Origin of the sequence: Streptantibioticus rubrisoli, from assembly GCF_024436055.1 — a bacterium.
GTDB classification, from domain to species: Bacteria; Actinomycetota; Actinomycetes; order Streptomycetales; family Streptomycetaceae; genus Streptantibioticus_A; species Streptantibioticus_A rubrisoli.
On the sequence record NZ_JANFNH010000013.1, the window covers coordinates 79921 to 100958 of the forward strand.

The 21038-nt window shown below is 70.5% G+C and carries 15 protein-coding genes; 6 read left to right on the forward strand and 9 right to left on the reverse strand.

Annotated features, from left to right (window positions below; genetic code table 11):
* Positions 1 to 11 precede the first annotated feature (11 nt).
* A complete protein-coding gene (locus tag NON19_RS14630) occupies positions 12 to 1415 on the forward strand; it encodes a class I adenylate-forming enzyme family protein (protein WP_255928116.1) in 1404 nt (467 codons plus the stop codon).
* Positions 1416 to 1494: 79 nt separating this feature from the next.
* Here NON19_RS14630 and NON19_RS14635 read toward each other — a convergent pair whose 3' ends face one another.
* Genes NON19_RS14635 through NON19_RS14650 form a run of 4 tightly spaced genes read right to left on the reverse strand, consistent with a single transcriptional unit; the run spans position 1495 to position 7578 of the window.
* Positions 1495 to 3123, reverse strand: a complete 1629-nt coding sequence (locus NON19_RS14635; RefSeq protein WP_255928118.1) for a flavin monoamine oxidase family protein — start codon at positions 3121 to 3123, stop codon at positions 1495 to 1497.
* A 39-nt stretch (positions 3124 to 3162) separates the two neighbouring features.
* A complete protein-coding gene (locus NON19_RS14640; RefSeq protein WP_255928120.1) occupies positions 3163 to 3882 on the reverse strand; it encodes a 4'-phosphopantetheinyl transferase family protein in 720 nt (239 codons plus the stop codon).
* Complete coding sequence (locus NON19_RS14645) at positions 3879 to 4790, reverse strand: metallophosphoesterase family protein (RefSeq protein WP_255928122.1); 912 nt, start codon at positions 4788 to 4790, stop codon at positions 3879 to 3881. The genes NON19_RS14640 and NON19_RS14645 overlap by 4 nt, the downstream gene beginning before the upstream one ends.
* Positions 4771 to 7578 (reverse strand): helix-turn-helix transcriptional regulator, encoded by a 2808-nt coding sequence (locus NON19_RS14650; RefSeq protein ID WP_255928124.1) that lies wholly within the window; start codon positions 7576 to 7578, stop codon positions 4771 to 4773. Before NON19_RS14650 ends, NON19_RS14645 begins: the two co-directional genes overlap by 20 nt.
* Positions 7579 to 8213: 635 nt before the next feature.
* On the opposite strand from NON19_RS14650, the gene NON19_RS14655 reads away from it, so the two are divergent.
* The 3 genes from NON19_RS14655 to NON19_RS14665 all read left to right on the forward strand — a co-directional run bounded on the left by NON19_RS14655 (position 8214) and on the right by NON19_RS14665 (position 11831).
* Positions 8214 to 9797 (forward strand): acyl-CoA carboxylase subunit beta, encoded by a 1584-nt coding sequence (locus NON19_RS14655; protein WP_255928126.1) that lies wholly within the window; start codon positions 8214 to 8216, stop codon positions 9795 to 9797.
* A 40-nt stretch (positions 9798 to 9837) separates the two neighbouring features.
* Positions 9838 to 10836, forward strand: a complete 999-nt coding sequence (speB, locus tag NON19_RS14660) for an agmatinase (RefSeq protein WP_255928128.1) — start codon at positions 9838 to 9840, stop codon at positions 10834 to 10836.
* A gap of 95 nt (positions 10837 to 10931) precedes the next feature.
* A complete protein-coding gene (locus NON19_RS14665; protein WP_255928130.1) occupies positions 10932 to 11831 on the forward strand; it encodes an amidohydrolase family protein in 900 nt (299 codons plus the stop codon).
* 12 nt (positions 11832 to 11843) lie between these two features.
* Here NON19_RS14665 and NON19_RS14670 read toward each other — a convergent pair whose 3' ends face one another.
* The 5 genes from NON19_RS14670 to NON19_RS14690 form a co-directional block, all read right to left on the reverse strand.
* A complete protein-coding gene (locus tag NON19_RS14670) occupies positions 11844 to 12434 on the reverse strand; it encodes a phosphatase PAP2 family protein (protein ID WP_255928132.1) in 591 nt (196 codons plus the stop codon).
* Positions 12431 to 13585, reverse strand: coding sequence for an MAB_1171c family putative transporter (locus tag NON19_RS14675; protein ID WP_255928134.1), 1155 nt, complete (start codon positions 13583 to 13585; stop codon positions 12431 to 12433). Before NON19_RS14675 ends, NON19_RS14670 begins: the two co-directional genes overlap by 4 nt.
* Positions 13582 to 14271 (reverse strand): hypothetical protein, encoded by a 690-nt coding sequence (locus NON19_RS14680; RefSeq protein WP_255928136.1) that lies wholly within the window; start codon positions 14269 to 14271, stop codon positions 13582 to 13584. Before NON19_RS14680 ends, NON19_RS14675 begins: the two co-directional genes overlap by 4 nt.
* Before the next feature lie 139 nt (positions 14272 to 14410).
* Complete coding sequence (locus NON19_RS14685) at positions 14411 to 14920, reverse strand: helix-turn-helix domain-containing protein (protein ID WP_255928138.1); 510 nt, start codon at positions 14918 to 14920, stop codon at positions 14411 to 14413.
* A 320-nt stretch (positions 14921 to 15240) separates the two neighbouring features.
* Positions 15241 to 19536 (reverse strand): CHAT domain-containing protein, encoded by a 4296-nt coding sequence (locus NON19_RS14690; protein WP_255928140.1) that lies wholly within the window; start codon positions 19534 to 19536, stop codon positions 15241 to 15243.
* Positions 19537 to 19603: 67 nt separating this feature from the next.
* On the opposite strand from NON19_RS14690, the gene NON19_RS14695 reads away from it, so the two are divergent.
* Complete coding sequence (locus NON19_RS14695; RefSeq protein WP_255928142.1) at positions 19604 to 19990, forward strand: hypothetical protein; 387 nt, start codon at positions 19604 to 19606, stop codon at positions 19988 to 19990.
* Positions 19991 to 19995: 5 nt separating this feature from the next.
* Entirely contained in the window at positions 19996 to 20796 is an 801-nt protein-coding gene (locus NON19_RS14700) for a hypothetical protein (protein ID WP_255928144.1), read from the forward strand.
* Positions 20797 to 21038 lie beyond the last annotated feature (242 nt).

Here is a 21038-nt window from a genome sequence, read left to right on the forward strand (position 1 = left end):
GGAGCCTACGGATGACCGCGAGAATATTTGCAGTCGACTCGGTACAGACCCTCGATGACTTCGAGCGCGACGCGCTGCGCGTCGCCGCGGTGATCCGCGACGGCGGAGTCGGCACGGGCGACCGCGTCATGCTCAAGGCCGGGAACTCTGCCGCGTGGGTGTGCGTGCTGTACGCGCTGATGCACGTCGGTGCCTCGATCGTGCTGGTCGACCAGCAGGAGCACGTCGAGGAGACCCGGCGGATCGCACTGCGCACCGGCGTCAAGAAGACCTTCGTGGACGACGACGCGCCCATCGACGCCGAGGCCGACCCCGTCCACCTCTACGAACTGCTGGTCGCCGCCGCCGACCGCCCGGCCGACGCCGGGCAACTGTCGTTCGACGCCTGGGGCGAACTGCCGGACGGCCTGATCATGTGGACCTCGGGCTCCACCGGCACCCCCAAGGGGGTCGTCAAGTCCGGCGCCAAGTTCCTGCGCAACCTGGAGCGCAACGCCGCACAGGTCGGTCACCGCGGCGATGACGTACTGCTGCCGCTGCTGCCGTTCGCCCACCAGTACGGCCTGTCGATGGTGCTGATCGCCTGGCTCACCCGGTGCTCGCTGGTGATCGCCCCCTACCGGCGGCTGGACCACGCGCTGCGGATGGCCGGGCAGACCGGCACCACGGTGATCGACGCGACGCCCTCCAGCTACCGCAGCATCCTCAACCTGGTGACCCGCAAGCCAGCGCTGCGCGTCCATCTGGAGTCCACCCGGATGTTCTGCGTCGGCGCCGCGCCACTGGACGCGCCGCTGGTCGCCGCCTACACCGAGGAGTTCGGCCTGCCGCTGCTGGACAGCTACGGCAGCACCGAACTGGGCAACATCGCCTTCGCCACCCTGGACAACCCGGTCGCCACCGGCCGCCCCATGGAGGGCATCCGGGTCAGGATCGTGGACGAGGACGGCCGCCCGGTGCCCGCGGGAGAGGCGGGCGAGATCCAGGTCGACACCCCGGACGCGCTGGAGGGCCACCTCGCCGAGGACGGCACGCTCATCCCCGCCCCGACCGGCTGGCAGCCCACCGGTGACCTCGGCCACCTTGACGAGCACGGCAACCTGTTCGTCCTCGGCCGCAAGCTCGCCGTGCACCGCATGGGCTACACGCTCTACCCCGAGCTGATCGAGCGCAAGGTCGAGGCCGCGAAGTGCCCGGTACGCGTGGTGCCGCTGCCGGACGAACGGCGCGGGGCGCAGCTGGTGTTCTTCGTGGAGGACGAGCAGCGGCGGGACGCCGCGCACTGGCGGGAGGTGCTCGACGCACTGCTGCCCGCCTATGAGCGGCCCAACCGGGTCATCGTGCTCGACGCGTTTCCGCTCAACCGCAACGGCAAGCCGGACAAGCGCCGGTTGGAGGCCCTCGCACAGGAATAGCGGCCATGCGAAGGGGCGGGGTTGACGGAAACCGATCCGCCAACCCCCCTTTCGTTATTGGGCCTTAGGTGTATTCGGCTCAGACGTAGGGGAGTTCCACCGGCGCCAGTTCATGGAACAGATCGCCCGGCCCCGGATTGTGCGGATGCGTACCACCGCCAAGGTGGTTGACCACCCCCCACACCGCGTTCAACGCGGTCGTCACCGCTCCCTCGGCGAAACCGGCCGTCCAGGAGACGTCATCACCACACAGGAAGAAACCGCGGTGCTGCGGGTCCACCGTGTCCTGCATGAACTGGGTGAACAGCCGCCGCTGGTAACGGTACTGGCCGGGCAGGTTCGACTTGAACGCGCCCATGAAGTGCGGTTCCGTCTCCCAGGTGATGGTGATCGGGTCGCCGATGATGTGTGAACGGATGTCGACGTTCGGATGGATCGCCGTCAGACCGGTCAGCAGCGCCTCAAGCCGCTCGGCCGCGGAAAGCGTGGCGTACTTCAGCGAATCGTCGTTCCAGGTGTACGAAAGGCACATGACCGCGGGCCGATCCGGACCGTCCTCGAAGAGGTAGACACCGCGCGGCATCCGGTCGGTGAGCGTCATGCCCATCACATCGTGCCCGGTGTCCGGATCGGCATCCCGCCAGAAAGGCCGGTCGACCAGCACGAAAAGCTTTGACGACCCCATGTAGTGGGTGCGCTCCACCGCGGTCCAGTGCTCGGTGGGCAGAATCCGCGGATCGCAGTCGATGCGGTGCAGCAGCGTCCACACATGAGGGGTGAAGACGACCGCCGGATACTCCCGAACGGTGTCGTCCGCGTCCGTCACCGAAAAGCCGTCCGGGGTACGGCGGATCCGGGTGACGGCGGGCCGGGGAGCACCGCCATGCAGCGCGGCCAGTGAGGTCCCGGCGGGCCAGTGCGCCAGGTCGGCGGGGCTGTGCCGCCACAGTCCGCGCGGCACCTGCTGGCAGCCGCCGGCTATGCCCACCTGGTTGTCGTCCGCCTCGGTGAACACCACCCGCAGGATCTCCAGGAACGAGTTGGGGAAATCGGTGTCCCAACCGCCGGTGCCGAATCCCACCTGGCCGAAGATCTCCCGGTGCCGGAACGACTGGAACGTGGGGGAGGTGGCCAGGAAGCCGTAGAACGACTGGTCGTCGAACTCCATGACCAGCCGGTTCCACACCAGTTTCAGGGTTTCCACATCGCCGCGCCGCATCGCGTCACGCACCGTGGACAGTTCGGCCCGCTCCTGGAGCGCCTTGTCCCAGGCGTCGGCCACTTCCTGGTAGATCCCGGGCAACTCCTCGACCGAACGCGCGGTATGGCGGCGGCCATTGAGGTCGATGACCGTGCTGGGGGTGCTCGGTGCCAGCGGATTGGGAAACGGAAAGGTGCGCAGGCCCAGCAGGTCGATGTAGTGGAACAGCGACCGGGCGGACAGCGGAAAACGCATCGCGCCCATTTCGGCGACCCGTTCGGGGTCCTCGGGAAACGGCACGGAACGCATTCGGCCGCCCAACTGCTCGGCCTCGTAAAGCACCGGGCGCAGCCCGAGTCGCATCAGCTCGTAGGCGGCGGTGATACCCGCCATACCGCCGCCGACGACGGCGACCTCGGTTCCGGCCGTGCCCGGCGGCAGGCTGCCGAGCCCGGCCGGATGGCGTAGCCAGCTGTCGTACGAGAACGGAAAATCCGGCACGAGCATGAACTCACGCTATTTTCCGCCGCGTTGTGCGGCCAACCCCTACCGACCCTGGTTTCCGGTGGCGGTCGGGGTGGAATTCAGCGATTCCATCGCGGGCAGTGCGATGGCGGTGACGATCAGCCCCCGCCTGGCCGCCCAGCGGCCGGAGAACGCGTCCACCCACCGACCGGAGGAGTGGCGTGCCGGACGCAGCACCCGCGCGTCGAACGTACCGGAACTGCCCGAGACGTTGGTGGCCTCGGTGGCGAAGGCGAGCCGCGCGTCAGCGAAGTCGAGTTCGCTGCGCATCATCGGGTACCACGCCTTGTAGACGCACTCCTTGGCGCTGAACAGCAGCCGGTCCCGGTGCACCGAGCCGGGCGCCGCCGCCCGTACCCAGGACAACTCACTGGGCAGCGCGATCGACTCCACCACTCCGGCGCGCAGCGGGAGATCCGGTTCGGCGTCTATGCCGACGGTGGCCATGTCCGTCGCCCTGGCCAGCGCCGCCGCCCGGTAGCCGTCGCAGTGCGTCATGCTGCCGACGATCCCGTCCGGCCAGCGCGGCGCGTTGCGCACCCCCGGCAGCACCGGCGAGGGCGGCAGACCGAGCTCCGCCAACGCCCGCCGGGCACAGGACCGTACGGTGGTGAACTCCCGCCGCCTGCGCTCCACCGAGTTACCGAGCAACTCCCGTTCCTGCGGGAAGAGTTGGTCCTCGCCGCAGTCCTCGAACGCCTCGGCGCAGGCCACCGTCGCCGGGAGCAGTTCGCCTATCACGCGCCGTCCTCCTTGTCCTTGCCGTCCTCCGGGTACGGCAGGATCTGCCGCAGCAGCCCGCGCGGATGGCCGCGGCGCCGCCACTCGCGGGGATAGCCGATCGAGACCTCCTCGAACCGGATTCCGTCGTGCCAGGTCGTCCTGGGGATGTGCAGATGCCCGTAGACCATCACCGCGGTGTTGAACCGGCGGTGCCAGTCGGCGGTCAGCTCGGTGCCGCACCACTGGGCGAACTCCGGGTGCCACAGCACGTCCGTCGGCTCACGCACCAGCGGATAGTGGTTGACCAGCACCAGCGGCACCGAGGGATCGTGCGCCGCCAGCCGCCGCTCGGTCTCCCGCACCCGGGCCCGGCACCAGGCGTCGCGGCTCGGATACGGGTCCGGGTGCAGCAGGTACTCGTCGGTGCACACGATGCCCGCCTCGTGCGCCCGGGCCAGCGACTCCTCCTTCGTCGCGGTGCCGGGCACCCGGAAGGTGTAGTCGTACAGCAGGAACAGCGGCGCCACCGCCACCGGCCCCTGCGCTCCCCGCCACACCGGGTACTCGTCCTCCGGGGTGACCACACCCAGGCCGCGGCACAGTTCCACCAGGTGCCGGTAGCGCTGCTCACCGCGCAGTTGCCGCGGCTCCTCGCGCGGCGTCCACAGCTCATGGTTCCCCGGCGCCCAGATGACCTTCGCGAAACGGTCGGTGAGCAGCCTCAGCGCCCACTCGATGTCCTTCGTCAGCTCACCGACGTCCCCGGCGACGATCAGCCAGTCGTCGTCGCTCGTCGGGCGCAGCGACTCGGTGATGGGGCGGTTGTCCGGCATGCCGATGTGCAGGTCGCTGACGGCGAGCAGCCGTCCGTCGGGTCTGCCGGGTGTGGGGCCGGGCGCCGGGGTGTCAGGCGCTGTGTGCGACATCGCTGTCCAAACTGACCGGGAGGTCCTGGCGGTGACTTATGTTGATCTTGCGGTAGACGCGGGTGAGGTGCTGCTCAACCGTACTGATCGTGATGAACAGCTTGGCCGCGATCTCGCGGTTGGTGTAGCCGTACACGGCCAGCGAGGCGACCCGTCGCTCCGCGTCGGTGAGCGAGGCCACCGCTGCGCTGTCCGCCCGTCCGGCGCTCGCCGACTCCCCGGCCGCCTCCGACGAGCCGCCGCGCACCGAGGTGGGTTGCAGCGAACGGTACAACTCCTCGGCGCCGCAGCCCTCAGCCATCCGCCAGGCCCGGCGGACCAGCAGCCTGCCCTTGGCCACCTCGCCGAGCTGCTTGTGCGCCTGGCCCAGATCGGCCAGCGCCCGGGCCATCTCGTAGCAGTCGCCGCCCGACTGCAGCGCGGTGATCGCCTGGCCGAGCAGTTTGGGTCGCTCCGCGGGCGGCAGGGTCGAGGCCAGCAGCCGCCGTGCCATGCCGCGGATCCGCGGCTGCGACTCGGGGGCGCGCGCGAGCTGGTCCTTGGCCCACTCGGCGGCCTTGTCATGGTTGTCCAACGCCAGCCATGTCTCCGCCATGCCCAACCGCCATGGCGCCAGGGCTGCCGAGTCCATGCCCCAGGCGCGCATCCGCTCGCCGCAGGCCGCCAAGTCGGTCATCGCGGCGTGGTGGCGGCCGGTGGCCAACTGGTGGCGGCCGCGCGCGTACAGGTAGTGCGCGCCGTACCGGGTGGCGTACATCGCCTCCGGTACCGGGGACTCCAGCAGCTCAGCCGCGGTGTCGTGGTGGCCCATCGCGGTCCTGGCCTCGACCAGGGTGGCCAGCGGCATGCCGATGCCAACCCCCCAGCCGTTGGCCGGAAGCTGCTCCAGGGCCTGCTCGGCGCACTCGACCGCCTTGGTCAGATGCCCGCGGCGGTACGCGATCTGCGCCCGTACCGCGTTGAACATGGCCAGCCAGCTCGGCGCGTTACGGGCATCAGCCTCCGCCAGCAGCCGGTCGCACCACAACGTCGCCGGACCCAGCCGCTCCGTGTACACCAGCGCCAGCAGCGCCGTCTTGAGCACCTGCCGGGACAGATCGGTCAACCGCGTGCTGCGCAGGACCTGTTCGGCCTGCTCGGCCACGGCGTCCTCGGGCTCCTGGCGCAGCGCCGCCTGGAGCGCGCTGAGCGCCTTCAGCGGCATCGCCGCCGCGGTGGTGATGCGTCCGCTGTGCTCCTGGCCCGGCCATTCCTTGACCTTGCCCAGCGTCCCGGGGTACGTGGTGGTCAACAGCACTCGGGCGGCCTGTAGTTGGCTGCCCAGCTGGGCGTCGGGCTCCTTGGCCATCACCTCGTTGACCTGGCGGATCGCGGCTGCGGCATCGTCCATCTGGCCGTTCCACAGCATGCCGAGCGCCAACTGCAGCGTCTGGCTGGGCGGCAGCAGACCGGCCCGCGCGGGCGCAGCCAGCGACTGCAACTGCTGTGCCGACGCGGACGGCTTGACCCGCCAGAGGATCTCCGCCAGCTCCGCCCTGATCGCCAGCCGCTGCTGGTCGTCGGGGCAGCGCCGCTCGGCGGTCTGCAGACAGCGGGTGGCGAACGCGACCTCGTCGTCGGTGAGCGCCCAGCGCGCCGCCTCCCGCAGCACCTCCGGTACCCACTCCTCGTGGGGTGCGGGCGGCTCGTGGTCGATCAACTGGTGTGCGACGGCGGTCGGACTCGCGCCGTCCTCGTACAGCAACCGCGCGGCCCGCCAGCGCAGTTGGGCGGCCGACTCGGCGGGCAGGTCCTCCAGTACCGCCTCGCGCACCGCCTCGTGGCGGAACGCGGTGCCCGACGCGTTGAGGATGCCCGCTTCGGCGAGCGCGGCGATGGCCTGACGAGTGATCAGCTCCTCAAGCCCTACCAGGCCGCACAGCAGTGGTACCGCCTCGGCAGCGCCCAGCACCGCGATGCCCCGGGCGGTCGACACGCTGTCCTCGCCTGCGCGGTGTACGCAGGCCAGTGCGGCCTGCCGGAACATCTCGCCCGCCTTTGGCGTCAGCGCCGTCCGGCCGCCGGTGCCCGGGGCCGGGCGCGGGGTGTCGTCCAGATAGCCGTGCAGCAGCAGCGGGTTGCCACCGGTGGCCGCGTGGAAGGCGGGGGTGAGCCGGTCGGCGTCCACCGTGCCGAACACGTCGGCCAGCAGCCGGTTGACGCCCTGTTCGGACAGCGGACCGAGTCGTATGTTGCACCGGTCGAGCTGGTGGCGCAGCTCCCTGACCGCGGCGGGTGTGCCGCCGCTCCGGCCGCCGCAGGCGACCAGCAGCGCGGGCCGGTTGGCGGGTAGTCGGCGGACGGCGTACGCCAGGCAGGTCAGCGACTGCGGGTCGGCGAACTGCACGTCGTCGATGGCGATCAGCAGCGGTTGCTGGGCGGTGAGCTCCGCGAGGATGCGGTGGAACCCGCGCAGGATGGCCAGCGGTACCTGAGGGTCCGGTTCGCCCGGGTGTGGGCCGTGCTCGGACGGCAGTGGGAACAGCAGCGGTGGCAGGCCGTCGGCGAGTGGCGGCAGCCCCTGGAGCAACTGCTCCAACACCGCGTAGGGGAAGGCCTGTTCCGAGGGCGCGGCGACCGCGCTGAGCAACTGGACGCCGGAGGACATGACATGCTCCGACACGTGGTTCAGCAGTGCCGTCTTGCCCGAACCCGCGGCCCCGCTGATGACACCGATGCGGCCTCGGCCGTCCGATCTCCCGGCGAAAAACCGGGTGAGCCGAGCCCTCTCCTCATCCCGCTCGATCAACAACTCTTCAATTCCTTCCCCGTTAAACACGCGCAGAAATCCGGGGGCCGTCAAGGAGGCCGGTCAGGTGACGTTCCGCTACCGGCGGTTGAGTTACCGAACGGTAGTCCTGGAGGTTCCGGAATACGTCTCACGCCTCGCGGGCTCGTAATACCCCTAAGTGGGCCACGGATCGTGCTCCTTCCCCCGCATGCTCCCCAGGACGACGCCAACCCGCTGCGCGGTTCAGGTCAGTTACGCGCAGGGTTGGTCACATGACGTCGACCGGTGCCTCTGGCCGAAGGCTCATTGGGAACTCTAGCAACGACCCCCACCGGCGAAGAAAAGCATGGGCGAGGTGCGCGCCACGTGAAAGTAACGTGGAAATCACCAGCCGGTGAACGGCCTGTTGAATCGATATGGGGCCGATGTCACGGTCATCGGGCCAGTGGCCTGATCGAGTCGGTCGTGACCGCTGGTCACGGCGGTTTAGGGGGTGGTGGGCGGGCGGTAGGGGGCGATGGTGGTGGAAGTCTCACCGCTGTGAGGGTTTGAATCGTCGAACGTGGGTGCGGAAGGCCCCGCAGACGCCGATGCCGACCCACGGCTTCGGACCACTATGTCGCCCGCACACCGGGCCGGGGGTGGAGCTGACCATGACGACGATGATCGAGGCCACGCCTTGGGACGGTGACGCCTACGGGCGTGTGGCGGAGCTGCGCGCGATTCGTGAGCAGGTGCGGCGGGGGCCGAGTGAGCGGGCGACTGAGGCGCAGCATGCCAAGGGGAAGTTGACTGCGCGTGAGCGGATCGAGCTGTTGCTGGATGCGGGGTCGTTCCACGAGGTGGAGCCGTTGCGGCGGCATCGTGCGTCGGGGTTCGGGTTGGAGGCGAGGCGGCCGTACACCGATGGTGTGATCACGGGGTGGGGGACCGTGCATGGGCGCACGGTGTTTGTGTACGCGCATGATTTCCGGATCTTTGGTGGTGCGTTGGGTGAGGCGCATGCGCAGAAGATCCACAAGATCATGGACAAGGCGATCGCGGCGGGTGCGCCGTTGGTGTCGCTCAACGATGGTGCGGGGGCTCGGATCCAGGAGGGTGTCAGCGCTCTTGCTGGCTACGGTGGGATCTTCCAGCGCAACACCAGGGCTTCGGGGGTGATCCCGCAGATCTCGGTGATGCTGGGCCCGTGCGCCGGAGGCGCCGCCTACAGTCCGGCGTTGACGGATTTTGTGTTCATGGTGCGGGAGACCTCGCAGATGTTCATCACCGGGCCGGATGTGGTGCAGGCGGTGACGGGGGAGAAGGTCTCGCAGAACGGTCTGGGTGGTGCGGATGTGCATGCCGAGACCTCGGGCGTGGCGCACTTCGCGTACGACGACGAAGGCACCTGCATCGAGGAAGTCCGATACCTGCTGTCGCTGCTGCCCTCCAACAACCGCCAGATGCCGCCCGCGGTGGACTGCCAGGACCCTGCCACCCGGCGCGGTGACGCGTTGTTGAGCCTCGTGCCGGTGGACGGCAGCCGTCCATATGACATGCGCAAGGTGATCGAGGAGATCGTCGATGACGGCGAGTTCCTTGAGGTGCATGAGCGGTGGGCGACGAACATCATCTGTGCGCTGTCTAGGCTGGATGGGCAGGTGGTGGGGATTGTCGCGAACCAGCCGCAGACGTTGGCGGGTGTGCTGGACATCGAGGCGTCGGAGAAGGCCGCGCGTTTTGTGCAGATGTGTGACGCGTTCAACATTCCGATCGTGACGTTGCTGGATGTGCCGGGGTTCTTGCCGGGGGTGGATCAGGAGCATGGCGGGATCATCCGGCATGGTGCGAAGTTGTTGTACGCGTACTGCAACGCCACGGTGCCGCGGATCTCGCTGATTTTGCGCAAGGCGTATGGGGGTGCGTACATCGTGATGGACTCGCAGTCCATCGGTGCGGATTTGACCTATGCCTGGCCGACGAACGAGATCGCGGTGATGGGTGCCGAGGGCGCGGCGAACGTGATCTTCCGTCGGCAGATCGCGGAGGCGGATGATCCGGACGCGATGCGGGCGGCGATGGTCAAGGAGTACAAGTCCGAGTTGATGCATCCGTACTACGCGGCCGAACGCGGCCTGGTCGATGACGTGATCGATCCGGTCGAGACCCGCGAGGTGCTGATCCGCTCGTTGGCGATGCTGCGTACCAAGCACGCTGATCTTCCGTCCCGCAAGCACGGCAACCCGCCGACGTAAAGCCGACACCCCCCACACGAGAAAGGCACCGGCTACCACCATGAGCCCGAACAACCACGGCGTGATCCCACCCCGCGGACCAGAGGTGACCGAACGGACCCTGACCTACGCGGGGTTAGCGACGTTCGGCAGGGTGCCCCGACTGGACGAGGTGGGGGAGACGGACATCGCGGTGGTCGGGGTGCCCTTCGACTCCGGCGTCTCCTACCGGCCCGGGGCGCGGTTCGGCGGCAACGCGATACGTGAGGCGTCCCGCCAACTGCGCCCGTACAACCCGGCGCAGCAGGTCTACCCGTTCCACTTCGCCCAGGTCGCGGACGCCGGGGACATCACCGCCAACCCGCACAACCTCCACGAGGCGGTGGAGACCATCGAGTCCGCCGCCAGTGAACTCATCGACAGCGGCGCCCGGTTGATGACGCTCGGCGGTGACCACACCATCGCGCTGCCACTGCTGCGGGCGGTGTCCCGTAAGCACGGTCCGGTCGCGCTGCTGCACTTCGACGCCCATCTGGACACCTGGGACACGCACTTCGGCGAGAAGTACACCCACGGCACGCCGTTCCGCCGGGCGGTGGAGGAGGGCATCCTCGACACCTCCGCCCTCTCGCACGTGGGTACCCGAGGCCCGATCTACCACCAGGACGACCTGGACGAGGACGCCAAGCTGGGCTTCGGCATCGTCACGTCCGCCGATGTGATGCGGCGCGGTGTGGACGAGGTGGTGCAGCAGCTACGCGAACGCATCGGCGAGCGCCCGCTCTACATCTCCGTCGACATCGATGTCCTGGACCCGTCCCACGCCCCGGGCACCGGCACCCCCGAGGCGGGCGGCCTGACCTCGCGCGAACTGCTGGAAATCATCCGCGGCCTGTCCGCCTGCCACCTGGTCTCGGCCGACCTGGTCGAGGTGGCCCCCGCCTACGACCACGCCGAGATCACCGCGGTGGCGGCCTCGCACACAGCGTACGAACTGGTCACCATCATGTCCCGACAGATGGGCCCGGCCCGCTGGTCGGGGCAACGGGGCGGTAGCTAGGCCGACGCGGCAAGCCCGGGGCGTGGCTGGCGCCCCGGGCTTTGACGTGTGTGGATGCCTTCCCCGTGACGTCGGTTCACCTGAGTGGAACCGACGTGGGAAGAGTAGCGCCTGGGCGCACCACCGTGCGGGACCTCGGTGACCGAGGCGGCCTGGCCATTCGGCTGCGGGAGGCGATCGCCGCGGGGGAACTCCCCGGCCCCAGGATCGTCTCGGCGGCGACGCCGTTGACCCAGCCCGGCGGGCACTGCTGGTTCCTGGGCGGTGAGGTCGAAGGCGAGGCCGCGATACGCGAGATGGTGCGGCGCAACGCGGACGCGGGCGCGGACGTCATCAAGGTGATGGCCAGCGGCGGCGGACTCACCAAGGGCGGGCCAGCCGTCTGGCAGCCGCAGTTCACGGCGGCCGAACTGCGCATGGTGGTGGAGGAGGCCCAGCGCTTCGGGCTGCCGGTCGCCGTGCACGCGCACGGTACCGAAAGCATCGCCGCCGCGGTGGCCGCCGGTGTGCGCACCATCGAGCACTGCACATGGATGTCGGAAGGCGGGAAGTTCGACATGCGTCAGGAGTTGGTCGACCAGATCAACTCCCGTGGCGTTTACGTGTGCACCGCCACCAGCCCCAACTGGCGGGCCCTCGCACAGCGGGTGGGCGAGGAGCGGGCCGAGCAGATGTTCACCTCGATGCGCTGGATGGCCGAACAGGGCGTACGTTTCATCGCGGGCACCGACGCGGGCATACCGCGCGCGACCTTCGACTCCTTCGTGAACACCCTTGAGTTCCTGAAGTACCTGGGCCTTTCCCCCGCCCAGATCATCGACTCCGCCACCACCAACGCCGCCCAGGCCCTGGGCATCGCCGCCACCACCGGCCGTCTGAAGGAAGGCTTCCGCGCCGACCTGGTCGCCGTCCAGGGGGACCCGCTGGAGCACCTGGCCGCCCTACGCGACGTACGCCTCGTGGTGTCCGCCGGGCAGCGCGTGGACCTGGACTGAAGCAGGTCGGGCTCAGCTCCACACCCCGAAGACCACGCCCGCCACCGTCGCCCCCAGGGCCGTGCCCGCGGTCACCTGGGCGAGGGTGTGGTCGCGCAGTGCGACACGGGACCAGCCGATCACCGGCACCAGGGCGAAGAGGGCGAGCAGCCAGGGGCCGTAGGCGAGGGCGAGCATGATGACCGAGCCGGCGGACACCGCGGTGTGGACGGAGATCTTCCACACCGTGGTGATGGCCAGGATCGCCAGCAGCGTGGTCAGCATCGCCGCGACCAGTGCGAGCATCTCCCGCGGCGCGCCCAGGAGCGCCATCAGCGCGATGCCGAGCACCACGGAGACCACCACGCCCGGAATCAGGATCAGCCGGTCCTGACGGCGGCGGGCATGGCGGTCCCCCCAATAGCCCTTCCGCTGCCCGAACTTGATCCACAGCGTGGGGATCCCACCCGCGAACACCGCGGCGAACACCCCCCAGCCGACCCCGGCCAGCCGGTCCGCGTGCCAGCCGATGAGCAGGGACACCGCGATGATCCAGTTCTTGGGTTCGAGTCCGTCCGTCACCAGGCGAGCCGGTCGGGATTCCGTCTCGGTCAGCAGGGTCACATGTGTTCCTTCGAGTGGGTGCGGGCCGCGGGGGAGTGGTAGGCCTCGCTGAGGATGAGCAGCCGGGCGACTTCCGCGTCGAAGTCGAGGGCCATGCCTGCCGAGGGGGTTGTCCGGCGTTCCGAATCGCGCACGACATCCGCGCCGTTGAGCTTCGCCGCGCACGCGGTGCGCAGCCAGATCGCCTCGGCCAGGGCGGCCCGCCGCTCCCCCTGGACGCCGGAGAGCCGCGCGGTGCGCTCGGCCTGCCTGCGGATGTGTTCCGGTACGTACGAGGAGAGCACCAGCACCGCGTCCCGGATCTCGATGACGGTACGGTGCAGCCGCACCCGGGGGGTGAGGTGCGAGCGTGCGTCCAGCACGATGTCCGGTACGGCGCTGGTCAGTTCGGCCCACAGCGGCTGGATCCGGCGCAGCGCCCGCCAGTCGCGGACCGAGCGCCACAACACCCCGACGGCGGGCAGTGAACTGCCCACGACGATCAGGGAGATGGCGGCGTTCTCCACCGCGTCCGCCACCGTGGTGGCCGTGGTGCCGATGATGTGCGGACGCAGGAAGCCCAGCAGCATCAAGACCGTGCGCAGCAGGCTGTAGCAGGCGCCGAGGGCGGTTCCGGCGCCCAGCAGGCGCAGCCCGGTGCGCAGCCAGGCGGCCCCGGCGTGCCGGCTGTACCCCCAGAACAGCCAGGTGGCCACGGTCATGGCGATGCCGAGGCAGCCGGTGAAGACCATGCAGTAGGCGGTGCCCGACAGGGAACCGACGTTGGCCTGGTAGAAGTCGCTGACCTCGAGCGGCCGCGGGGTGAGCGCGAACAGCACGGTCATCGCCGTCATGGAGACCGTCGCCAGCGCGGTCAGGGCGCGGCGGGCCCTGGGCAGCGACCGGGGGCGGGCGATGGCGACGACGAAGTCCAAGATGGCCGCCGAGCCGACGATGCCCAGCAGGTTCTTGCCGAGCGTGGACAGGTTGTGGACACCGGCGAGCCGGTCGACGGAGTCGACCACGCCGGGGTCTCCCAGTGTGCAGGCGGCGGCGATGGAGGCGAACGCGGTCCACAGCGCGCGTTGCCGCGGTACGCGCGCCGCGGCGGGCAGCCGCCAGAGCGTGACCGCCCACAGCAGGGCGAGGACGGTGTGCTTGACGGTGTTCATAGCCCCCGCGCCGGGTGTCCGAAGGCGTCGTTGAGGCGGGAGAGCACATCGGCCGCCTCGTTTGACGTGGAGCCTGTCTCGTTGCGGCTGGCGCGTTCGAGGATCAGCGTGGCCAGCGTTTCGGCGTCCTTCTCCTGGCGGTTCGCGAACTTCGTACGGCCGAGGAGATGGACGATGCGGTCGGGCGACAGCCCCAGTTCGTCGTCCCGCTCGGTGGCGGCCGCGGCGGTGCTGCGGATGCGCGCGGCTTCGGAGCGGACGATGTCGGCGATGGGCAGCGCGGGGGCGTTGGCGTTCCGCACGGCCTGGGTGGTGCGGGTCAGCAGGTTCTGGAAGTGCTCGGTGGCCGGGGGGAGTTCGTCCACGGCGGCGTCATCGGCGACGTCCAGTTCGGGGGCGACATGGCCGAGCAGCATGTGCGCGATCTCGTGCAGCACGATGTGCACCTTGAGGATGTCGGCCGCGCTCGCCTCGTAGAAGACGATGTCCGCCGCGTCCAGGCCGAGCCAGATGCCGCAGGGCAGGTCCGGGTCCGCCGGACCGTCGAGCGGCAGCAGGTGCAGTGGGCGGCCGCGCTGCTCGGCGATGCTCGCGCAGAACTCCTCAAGGCTGAACGGCTGGGGGATGACGAGCCGTTCGGCGAGATCGGCGAACTGCTGTTGATGCGGGCGTCTCCACCACTTCATGCCCACCGCCTCATTTCAGCCACCCGACACCAAAACCGGCCGGGCGGACCGTAGAAACGTTTCGGAGCGCACCCAAACCACTCGCGACCAGTACTCTAAGCGGAATAAGCCGGTCAGCACGAGGCGGGGCGCGGTGGGATCAGGCTCTGCGGCGCCTGGTCCGCTGGGGCTTCACCTCCGGCAGCCCCTCGGCCTGCCGGAAGCCCTCCACGATGCCCTTGATGCCGCGCAGTGACTTGGCCGACAGGCCGCTCAACCGGAACGCGACGGCGCGGACCTCCCGGTCCTGTAGCGCGTCGGCCAACTCGTCGCCCGCGTCGGCCTGCTCGGTGCTCTGCTTGATCTCCCGGATGCGGGCCTCGACCGCGCCGGAGACGGTGTCGTCCAGGAAGTAGGCGGTGGGCACGCCGAAGAAGGCGGCCAGCGCGCGCAGCGAGTCGACGCTGGGGTTGGTGACCTTGCCGGTGCGGATGGCCTGGACCGTGCCGTGCGACACCGTCGGGTCGCCCTCGCTGGCCCGCTGCCGGATCTGGTCCGCGATCTCCTGGTAGGTGAATGGGCCGCGCCCCTTGGGGTGGATCTCCCGGATCAGGTAGTCGAGCTTCTGCGCGATCGTGCGCGGTTCGGTGGTCGAAGTCCGGTCACCCATCGCCTTGATCACTACTCCCCGCGCCCGTGCCGTCCGTGTACTGAAGTCTGCAGCATCCCATTATCCCCATCCTCTCAACTAGAGGGAATCTGTCACCTGACAGCCCATCACCCGGGCCTTCTCATCTAGTTGACTTGACAGCAGTATCGGGGGCGGAGGTATGTTCCTGGCATCGCATCTAGTTCGCTAGACGCCACGGGGGAGTCGGTCACGGGGGAACATCTAACTGACTTGCGCGTCCGGCGACTGGGTGCGGTGTATGGATAGCGGTCCGGGGCTTCGCGCCTCGGACCGCGAACCGTGCGTCCGGCAGCGGCGGCTCATGTCCCCGCGTGCACGTACGCCGCCCAGATGTGGGGGCGGTCGGCGATCCGGCGACGGAGCTCCCGGACGGTGTGGTGGAGGGCGTGCGCGGGGGAACTGGCGTCGTCGCCCGTCATGCGGCGGTAGAAGGCGCGGGTCACCTGGTCCGCGTGGGTGCTGTCGATCTCCCAGAGGGTTCCTACGGCGGCGGGGAAACCGGCGAGAAGGAACGCGCTGGTGATGTGGATGGCCTCATCGGACAGCCGCTCGGAGCTGCGCGCGGTACCGCACGCCGCGAGGAAGGCGAGCCGTGCCGACCCCGGCCGGGCCCGGCAGATCTCCAGCACGGACAGCGGCTCACCGCTGGGCAGATGGAGCAGTGCGCCGGACGGCTCCAGCGGGTCGGTGGCCGCGTGACAGCCGAAGTGCGCCCACGGGGTGCCGCCCAGTGCCGCCAGGACCGCCGCGCGGGTGGCGGCGGTGCCGACCAGTGGCGCGCCCGCGCCCAGCAGTCCGGCCGCGTACTCGGCCGCCGCCGCCACGCCGGGCAACTCGTCCTCCGGCGCGGCGACCAGCAAGGCGCCGGTGTTGTCGGCGGCGTCGCGGTGCGCGGCTTGGGCGCGCGCGTACGCCAGGGTCTGGAAGCCGGGCACATACGACGACACCACGGCGTCCAATGCCGCGCCGCAGTCGCCCAGTTCGCACTCGGCCAGCGTGCACTGCGCCGCGTGGAGCGGCAGGGCGCTGAACGACCCCGTGGGCACCCACCAGATCCGCGGCCACCTGCCGCCGTCGGCAACTCGCTGGCGTGATCCGACGAGGTCCAGGACCGGGCCCACGACCTTGTGCCAGGTCCACGCCAACACCTCGCGGACCGTGGCACCGGCGGCGATCAGTTCCGCCGGGGACGGCCGCGCCGGGCCGTGGGCGTTGGTGGCGTCGACGGCGCCGCGCAGCCGCCGGGCCGCGTCGGTGATCTCGTCCGACTCCGCTTCGAGGCGAAGCGCCGTGATGTCCCCGGCCGTTACGACGAGGGCGTGGCAGTAGCGTCGCGCGTGGTTGAGCACGACGATCGGGCCGTCGGTGGCGAGGGAGCGCAACTGCTCGGCGGACAGCGGACGCAGGAAGCCGTCCAACCCCGGCTGGGCGCGGATGCGCTCGACCAGTTCGTCGAGCTCCCGCGACGCGCGGAGCTTGGCCAGCCGGGACCACTCGGCGTGCCCGGCGGGAGCCGGTTCCGGCGCGTCGGTCTCGGCGGCGAGCTGGTCGGTGAGCCGCTCGAACTCGTCAGCCAACTCCGGGTGCCCGGACCGCAGTTCACTCAGATCGGCGCGGGACTCGATCCGCCTCGACAGCAGCAGTCCGCGCCCGCGTACGAGCACTTCGGTCGCGCGGTCGACCTCAGGCCCCGCGACGACCCGGAAGAGTTCGCCGAGCTGGGGCAGGTCCTCCGGCAGACGCCCTTCGGCCAGGGCCGACTTGATGTTCTCCCCGAGGCGGTGCACCGAGGCGGCGGCCTCGTGGCCGAAAGCCTCCAGCAGGACCAGCTCGATGACCGAGCGGATGTCCCCCTCGAACGTCGTCAGGCCGTGCTCGGCGGACCGCTGGTCGCTGCCCCGGTCGGTGACGGCGGCCATGGCCTCGACCGCCGCGTCCAGATGGTCCAGCGCCACATCGATGCCCTTACCCCGCCTCAACGCACCGGCCGCGGCCCCGATCTCACCGTGCGCCCGGAACCACACCGGAATCCCGCGGTCGCGCCCGGCGGCGGGATCGTCGATGCCGGAAAGGCGGCGGCCAAGGCTGGCCAGCATGGCCTGTACGGCGTTCGCGGGGGCGGGGGTCTCGGGCGGCTGGTCGGACGGGGAGAGCGCGGGCAGGCTTCCCGTGCCGACGACACCGATGAACGTGCGCGTCATGTCGGCCCAGCCGTCGGGTGCCTGCGCCGCCACGGCGCCGAGCACCTCCTCGGCCTCGGCCACCAGGCGGGCCGAGTGCTCCTGGTCGGCGGCGCGCACCGCGACGGCACGCTGGGCGAGCGCCCGCACCAGCGTGGAGGCGGTGAACAGCCGCATCGGGTGCCCGGGCGGACACGCCGCGAACGTCTCGCGGAACCGGTCGATGTCCTCGTCGGTGAGGTCGGGTTTCGGACCACCGCCGGGCCCGATGGAATCCACCAGGTTGAGCAGCGCGTCGCCCAGCACGTCGAGCCCCGGATGGGGAGTCGCCTCGGCGACGAGTTCCTTGAGCCGCCCGGCGAGCTCTCGGGCACGTACGAGCTGCCCGGGTTCGTGGCCGAACAGGTAGTTCTCCACGGCGTTGAAGAACTGCGTACGGGCAGACAGCAGCGCCAGGTCGGCATCGGTGGCGCCGCCCTGTGCCGCCGCGCTGGCCAGCAGCGCCGACGCCTCCCGAGCGGCTTCCGCGTCGAAGCGCCCGATCGACGACATGGTCAGCGCGGAGGCGAGGATCTGGTCGAATCCCTCGGGGTGCTCGGACCCGTGTGCGCGTGCGTGCCGCAGCAGCGGGACGGCCTCGTCCACGGGACCTGGGTCGCCCTGCGCGGAGGCATGGGCGTAGAGCGCCATGCCGAGCACACCGCCCAACGACGCCCCCAGGGAGTCGTCCTCACCGATGTCCGCGAGCATGTCCCGCATAACCGCGATGTCGGAGTCGAGGTGCTCGCGCCCGTCGAGGCGGATGTCGGCCATGCGGGAGACCAGGGAGACCAGCTTCGCCAGCTCCCCGTTGGCCGCGTCGTCCTCCGGTACGCCGATGGGCACCGTCGACACGGCGACGGGCAGCGCGGCGTCGAAGATGCCGCGGCGCAGCAGGCCGAGCGGCAGGAAGTCGGCCGGGGCGGCGGCCGCCACCTCGTCGGTCAATGCGGCCGCCTCGGCGGCGAGTTGGGCCGCCCGCTCCGGCTCGGTCTCCCGTAGCGCCTGTCCGCGTGCTCCGGTGAGGGCTGCGAGTACGGCGGCGTAGGCGTAACGGTGCGGCGCATCGGCGGGGAGTGCGGCAACGGCGGTGCGATACCGGGCGATTCGCTCGTCGGACACCGGACCGGAGGGTAACGCGATGGCGATGTCGAGCACTTCGAGATCGATGTCCGGGGCAGGCCCGCCGTGCTCCCTGACCCGCTCCAGGACGCGGCCGAGCAACGGCCGGGCGTTGTGGAAGCGTAGCGGATCGTCACCGTCCATCACGGCCATCAACTGCCGCAGTTCGGCGAGGAGTTCGCTTTCGGCGTCGGGCAGGGGAGTCGTCGCGCTGGCGGTGGCGAGCAGGTCGAGCGCTTCACGGGCCGCCGAGAGGTCACCGCGCTCGCCCGCGAAGGCATGGAGCGCCTGGCCCAGGGTGGCGGTGACGACAGGGCGGGCCGGATGGTCGGCGGGGGTGTGCGCCAGCGCGGTGCGCAGTCGCCGTACGCCGCAGGCGACCCGGGCCGCGTCATGCTCGCGTGCGCCCGCTTCGGTGATGCTCGCGCCGATGCGCAGGTCCCGCTCTCCCGGCCAGGTGGTGGGCACGGCGTACAACTCGCGCAGCAGGCGCAGGCCTTCGGCCGCCTCCGGAGTGAGCGCGCCGTCCGGGGCGGCGGCGACCAGTCGCTCGACCTCGGCGAGCGGCGGCTCGCCCAGTAATCGCGCGGCGTCCAGCACCGTCCCGAGGGCGATCCGGCCTGCCTCGGCCGCCGCCGGGCCCGGGGAAGGCAGCCGCTCGCACACCGCGGCCGCGTGTCGGGCCGCGGTGGCCAGGGCGTGGGGGTCCGCCGCGAGCTGGAAGCGCAGGACGTTGAGGCCGAGGCCGTGGAACGCCAGCTCGGCGAACCCCTCGTGGTCTTCGGGCAGTTGCTGGCGTGCCGTGTCGGACCAGGCGAGCGCCCGGTCCAGCGCGGTGAGGCGTTCGGCGGCCGTGAGGTCCGGGGCGTTGCCCGCGGCATCGCCGTACGCCGAGCTGACGAGATAGGCGAACCGTGCGTCATGCGCTGGATCCGCGGGGTCGAAGGCGTTCCGCAACGGCTGCGGAAGTTGCGCGTCCGCGGGCACCCGCGGACACAGGAACCCGAAGGCGCTGAACGCGATCGTCATGTTCCGCTGCGCGTCCGGGTCCTCGGGGCCCTGGTGGCGGAGCCAGAAGGTCCAGCAGACGGCGGCGACCGCGGCGAGGTCAACCGTTTCCCCGGGCGCCGGTGCGGCCTCGCGCAGCAGGGCCAACGCGTCGCTCACCGCGTCCGGTCCGCGCAGCGGTGCGGCGGACGAAGCATTCTGAGCCGTTGTGAGGCGTTCGACGACCCGATCCCGAAGCTCAGTCATCGCGCATTACAGTAATGTGGTCGCGTCACAACGGGCAGTGTTTCTCGGGACTTTCGGGGAGTCCGCTATGGGAGACGGGGCTAAGGCACGCAGGGTGTACGAGGACGCCGTCGAGTACCTGTGCCGCAACATCGACGCGCTGCGCGAGCTCATCGGCCCGGAACTGTGGGAGAGCCGCTTCGCGGTCGTCCGGGACGTCGACCCCTCCACCGGTGAATGGCGAGACGCTGTCCGCGAGTTGCACGAGGCCGCCGAAACGGCCGGGATCCCGGGCGGTCTCGGCCTGCGGGCCACGATGGGCGTGGGTGACTGGCCGTCCGGGCCCACACCGCGGTCGGTCGGCTGGGTGTGCCCGACGGGGCGGTGCGCCCGGGTCGACCTGCGTGCGGGGGAAGCCGCTCAGGCACCCGCGTGTGCCCTGGTCGGCCAGCCGATGCGCCTGGTGGACGGCTGAGGCCGGTGGGACTACTCGTCGAACTCCAAAAGCGGATACCCGACGGGTGGTTCCTGCGGCGGTTCCTGCCCGCCGCGTTGTTCGTCCTGGTCGCGACCGTGGGCGGCGGCCAACTCGGCCAGCACCACTGGGACGACCTGGCACTCGCCCGCGAGCGGATCGCCGGTGCGCTGCCGGTGAGCGGCGGTACGGGCACTCACGCGCTGGCGTCTCTCGTGCTCTACGCGGTGGCGGTGGTGGGCGCCGCGTTCGCGGTACCGGTGGCCGCGCGCGCGATCGGCGCGTTGGCCTCGGGGGCCTGGCCCTGGTGGCTGATGCCGCTGGGACGGCGGCTGACCGCGTGGCGCGTGCGGCGCTGGGCGCATCCCGAGGAGATCGGCAAGGAGGCGGTACGGGCACGCGCCGCCGGAAGTCCCTTGCACGCCGACCGACTTGACGCGCGCAGGGCCCGTACCGGTACGACCGAGCCCCGCTGCCCGACCTGGTCGGGCGACCGGTTCCGAGCCACCGAGGCCCGGGTCAGGGCGGAGACGGGACGCGATGTCGCGGGCGAGTGGGCCACGCTGCTGCTCACGGCACCGGACGCCTCCCGCACCGCCCTGAGCGAGGCCCGTGACGCCTACGACGCCGCCTGCGAGGCCCTCGCCTGGAGCGCCGCACTCACCCTCCTCGGCCCTTGGTGGTGGCCAGCCGCCCCGGCCGGTGCCGTGCTCTGGCTGCACTCCTGGCTGTCGCTGCGCGGCGCGGTCCGGTCACTGTGCACAACGGCAGAGGCGGCCTTCGCGGGCCAGCGGATGGGGGGTTGAGGGCTCTCACATCGGTCGCCGCGCACACCGACTCTCACCAGGCCTGCGGCCTCTTCACGGACGGCCGCCGCCCCAGCCGACGGCCGTCCGCATCTTCCCGATAGCCAACGGCCAGCCAGCGGGGGCGAGTTGTACTTGACGGGGCCTTTTCTAGAACCATCGTTCTAGACAAGGCCCCGTCGTCGTGCGAGCAGGACTACACGTGCACCACCTCGCCGACAAAGGGGGGACGCACGCGGACG

What these genes read in the sequence shown, in the direction of transcription:
- NON19_RS14630 (WP_255928116.1), top strand. Translation starts at nt 12, where the DNA reads ATGACCGCGAGAATATTTGCAGTCGACTCGGTACAGACCCTCGATGAC.
- NON19_RS14635 (WP_255928118.1), bottom strand. Translation starts at nt 3,123, where the DNA reads ATGCTCGTGCCGGATTTTCCGTTCTCGTACGACAGCTGGCTACGCCAT.
- NON19_RS14645 (WP_255928122.1), bottom strand. Translation starts at nt 4,790, where the DNA reads ATGTCGCACACAGCGCCTGACACCCCGGCGCCCGGCCCCACACCCGGC.
- NON19_RS14655 (WP_255928126.1), top strand. Translation starts at nt 8,214, where the DNA reads ATGACGACGATGATCGAGGCCACGCCTTGGGACGGTGACGCCTACGGG.
- speB (WP_255928128.1), top strand. Translation starts at nt 9,838, where the DNA reads ATGAGCCCGAACAACCACGGCGTGATCCCACCCCGCGGACCAGAGGTG.
- NON19_RS14675 (WP_255928134.1), bottom strand. Translation starts at nt 13,585, where the DNA reads ATGAACACCGTCAAGCACACCGTCCTCGCCCTGCTGTGGGCGGTCACG.
- NON19_RS14680 (WP_255928136.1), bottom strand. Translation starts at nt 14,271, where the DNA reads ATGAAGTGGTGGAGACGCCCGCATCAACAGCAGTTCGCCGATCTCGCC.
- NON19_RS14685 (WP_255928138.1), bottom strand. Translation starts at nt 14,920, where the DNA reads ATGGGTGACCGGACTTCGACCACCGAACCGCGCACGATCGCGCAGAAG.
- NON19_RS14690 (WP_255928140.1), bottom strand. Translation starts at nt 19,536, where the DNA reads ATGACTGAGCTTCGGGATCGGGTCGTCGAACGCCTCACAACGGCTCAG.
- NON19_RS14695 (WP_255928142.1), top strand. Translation starts at nt 19,604, where the DNA reads ATGGGAGACGGGGCTAAGGCACGCAGGGTGTACGAGGACGCCGTCGAG.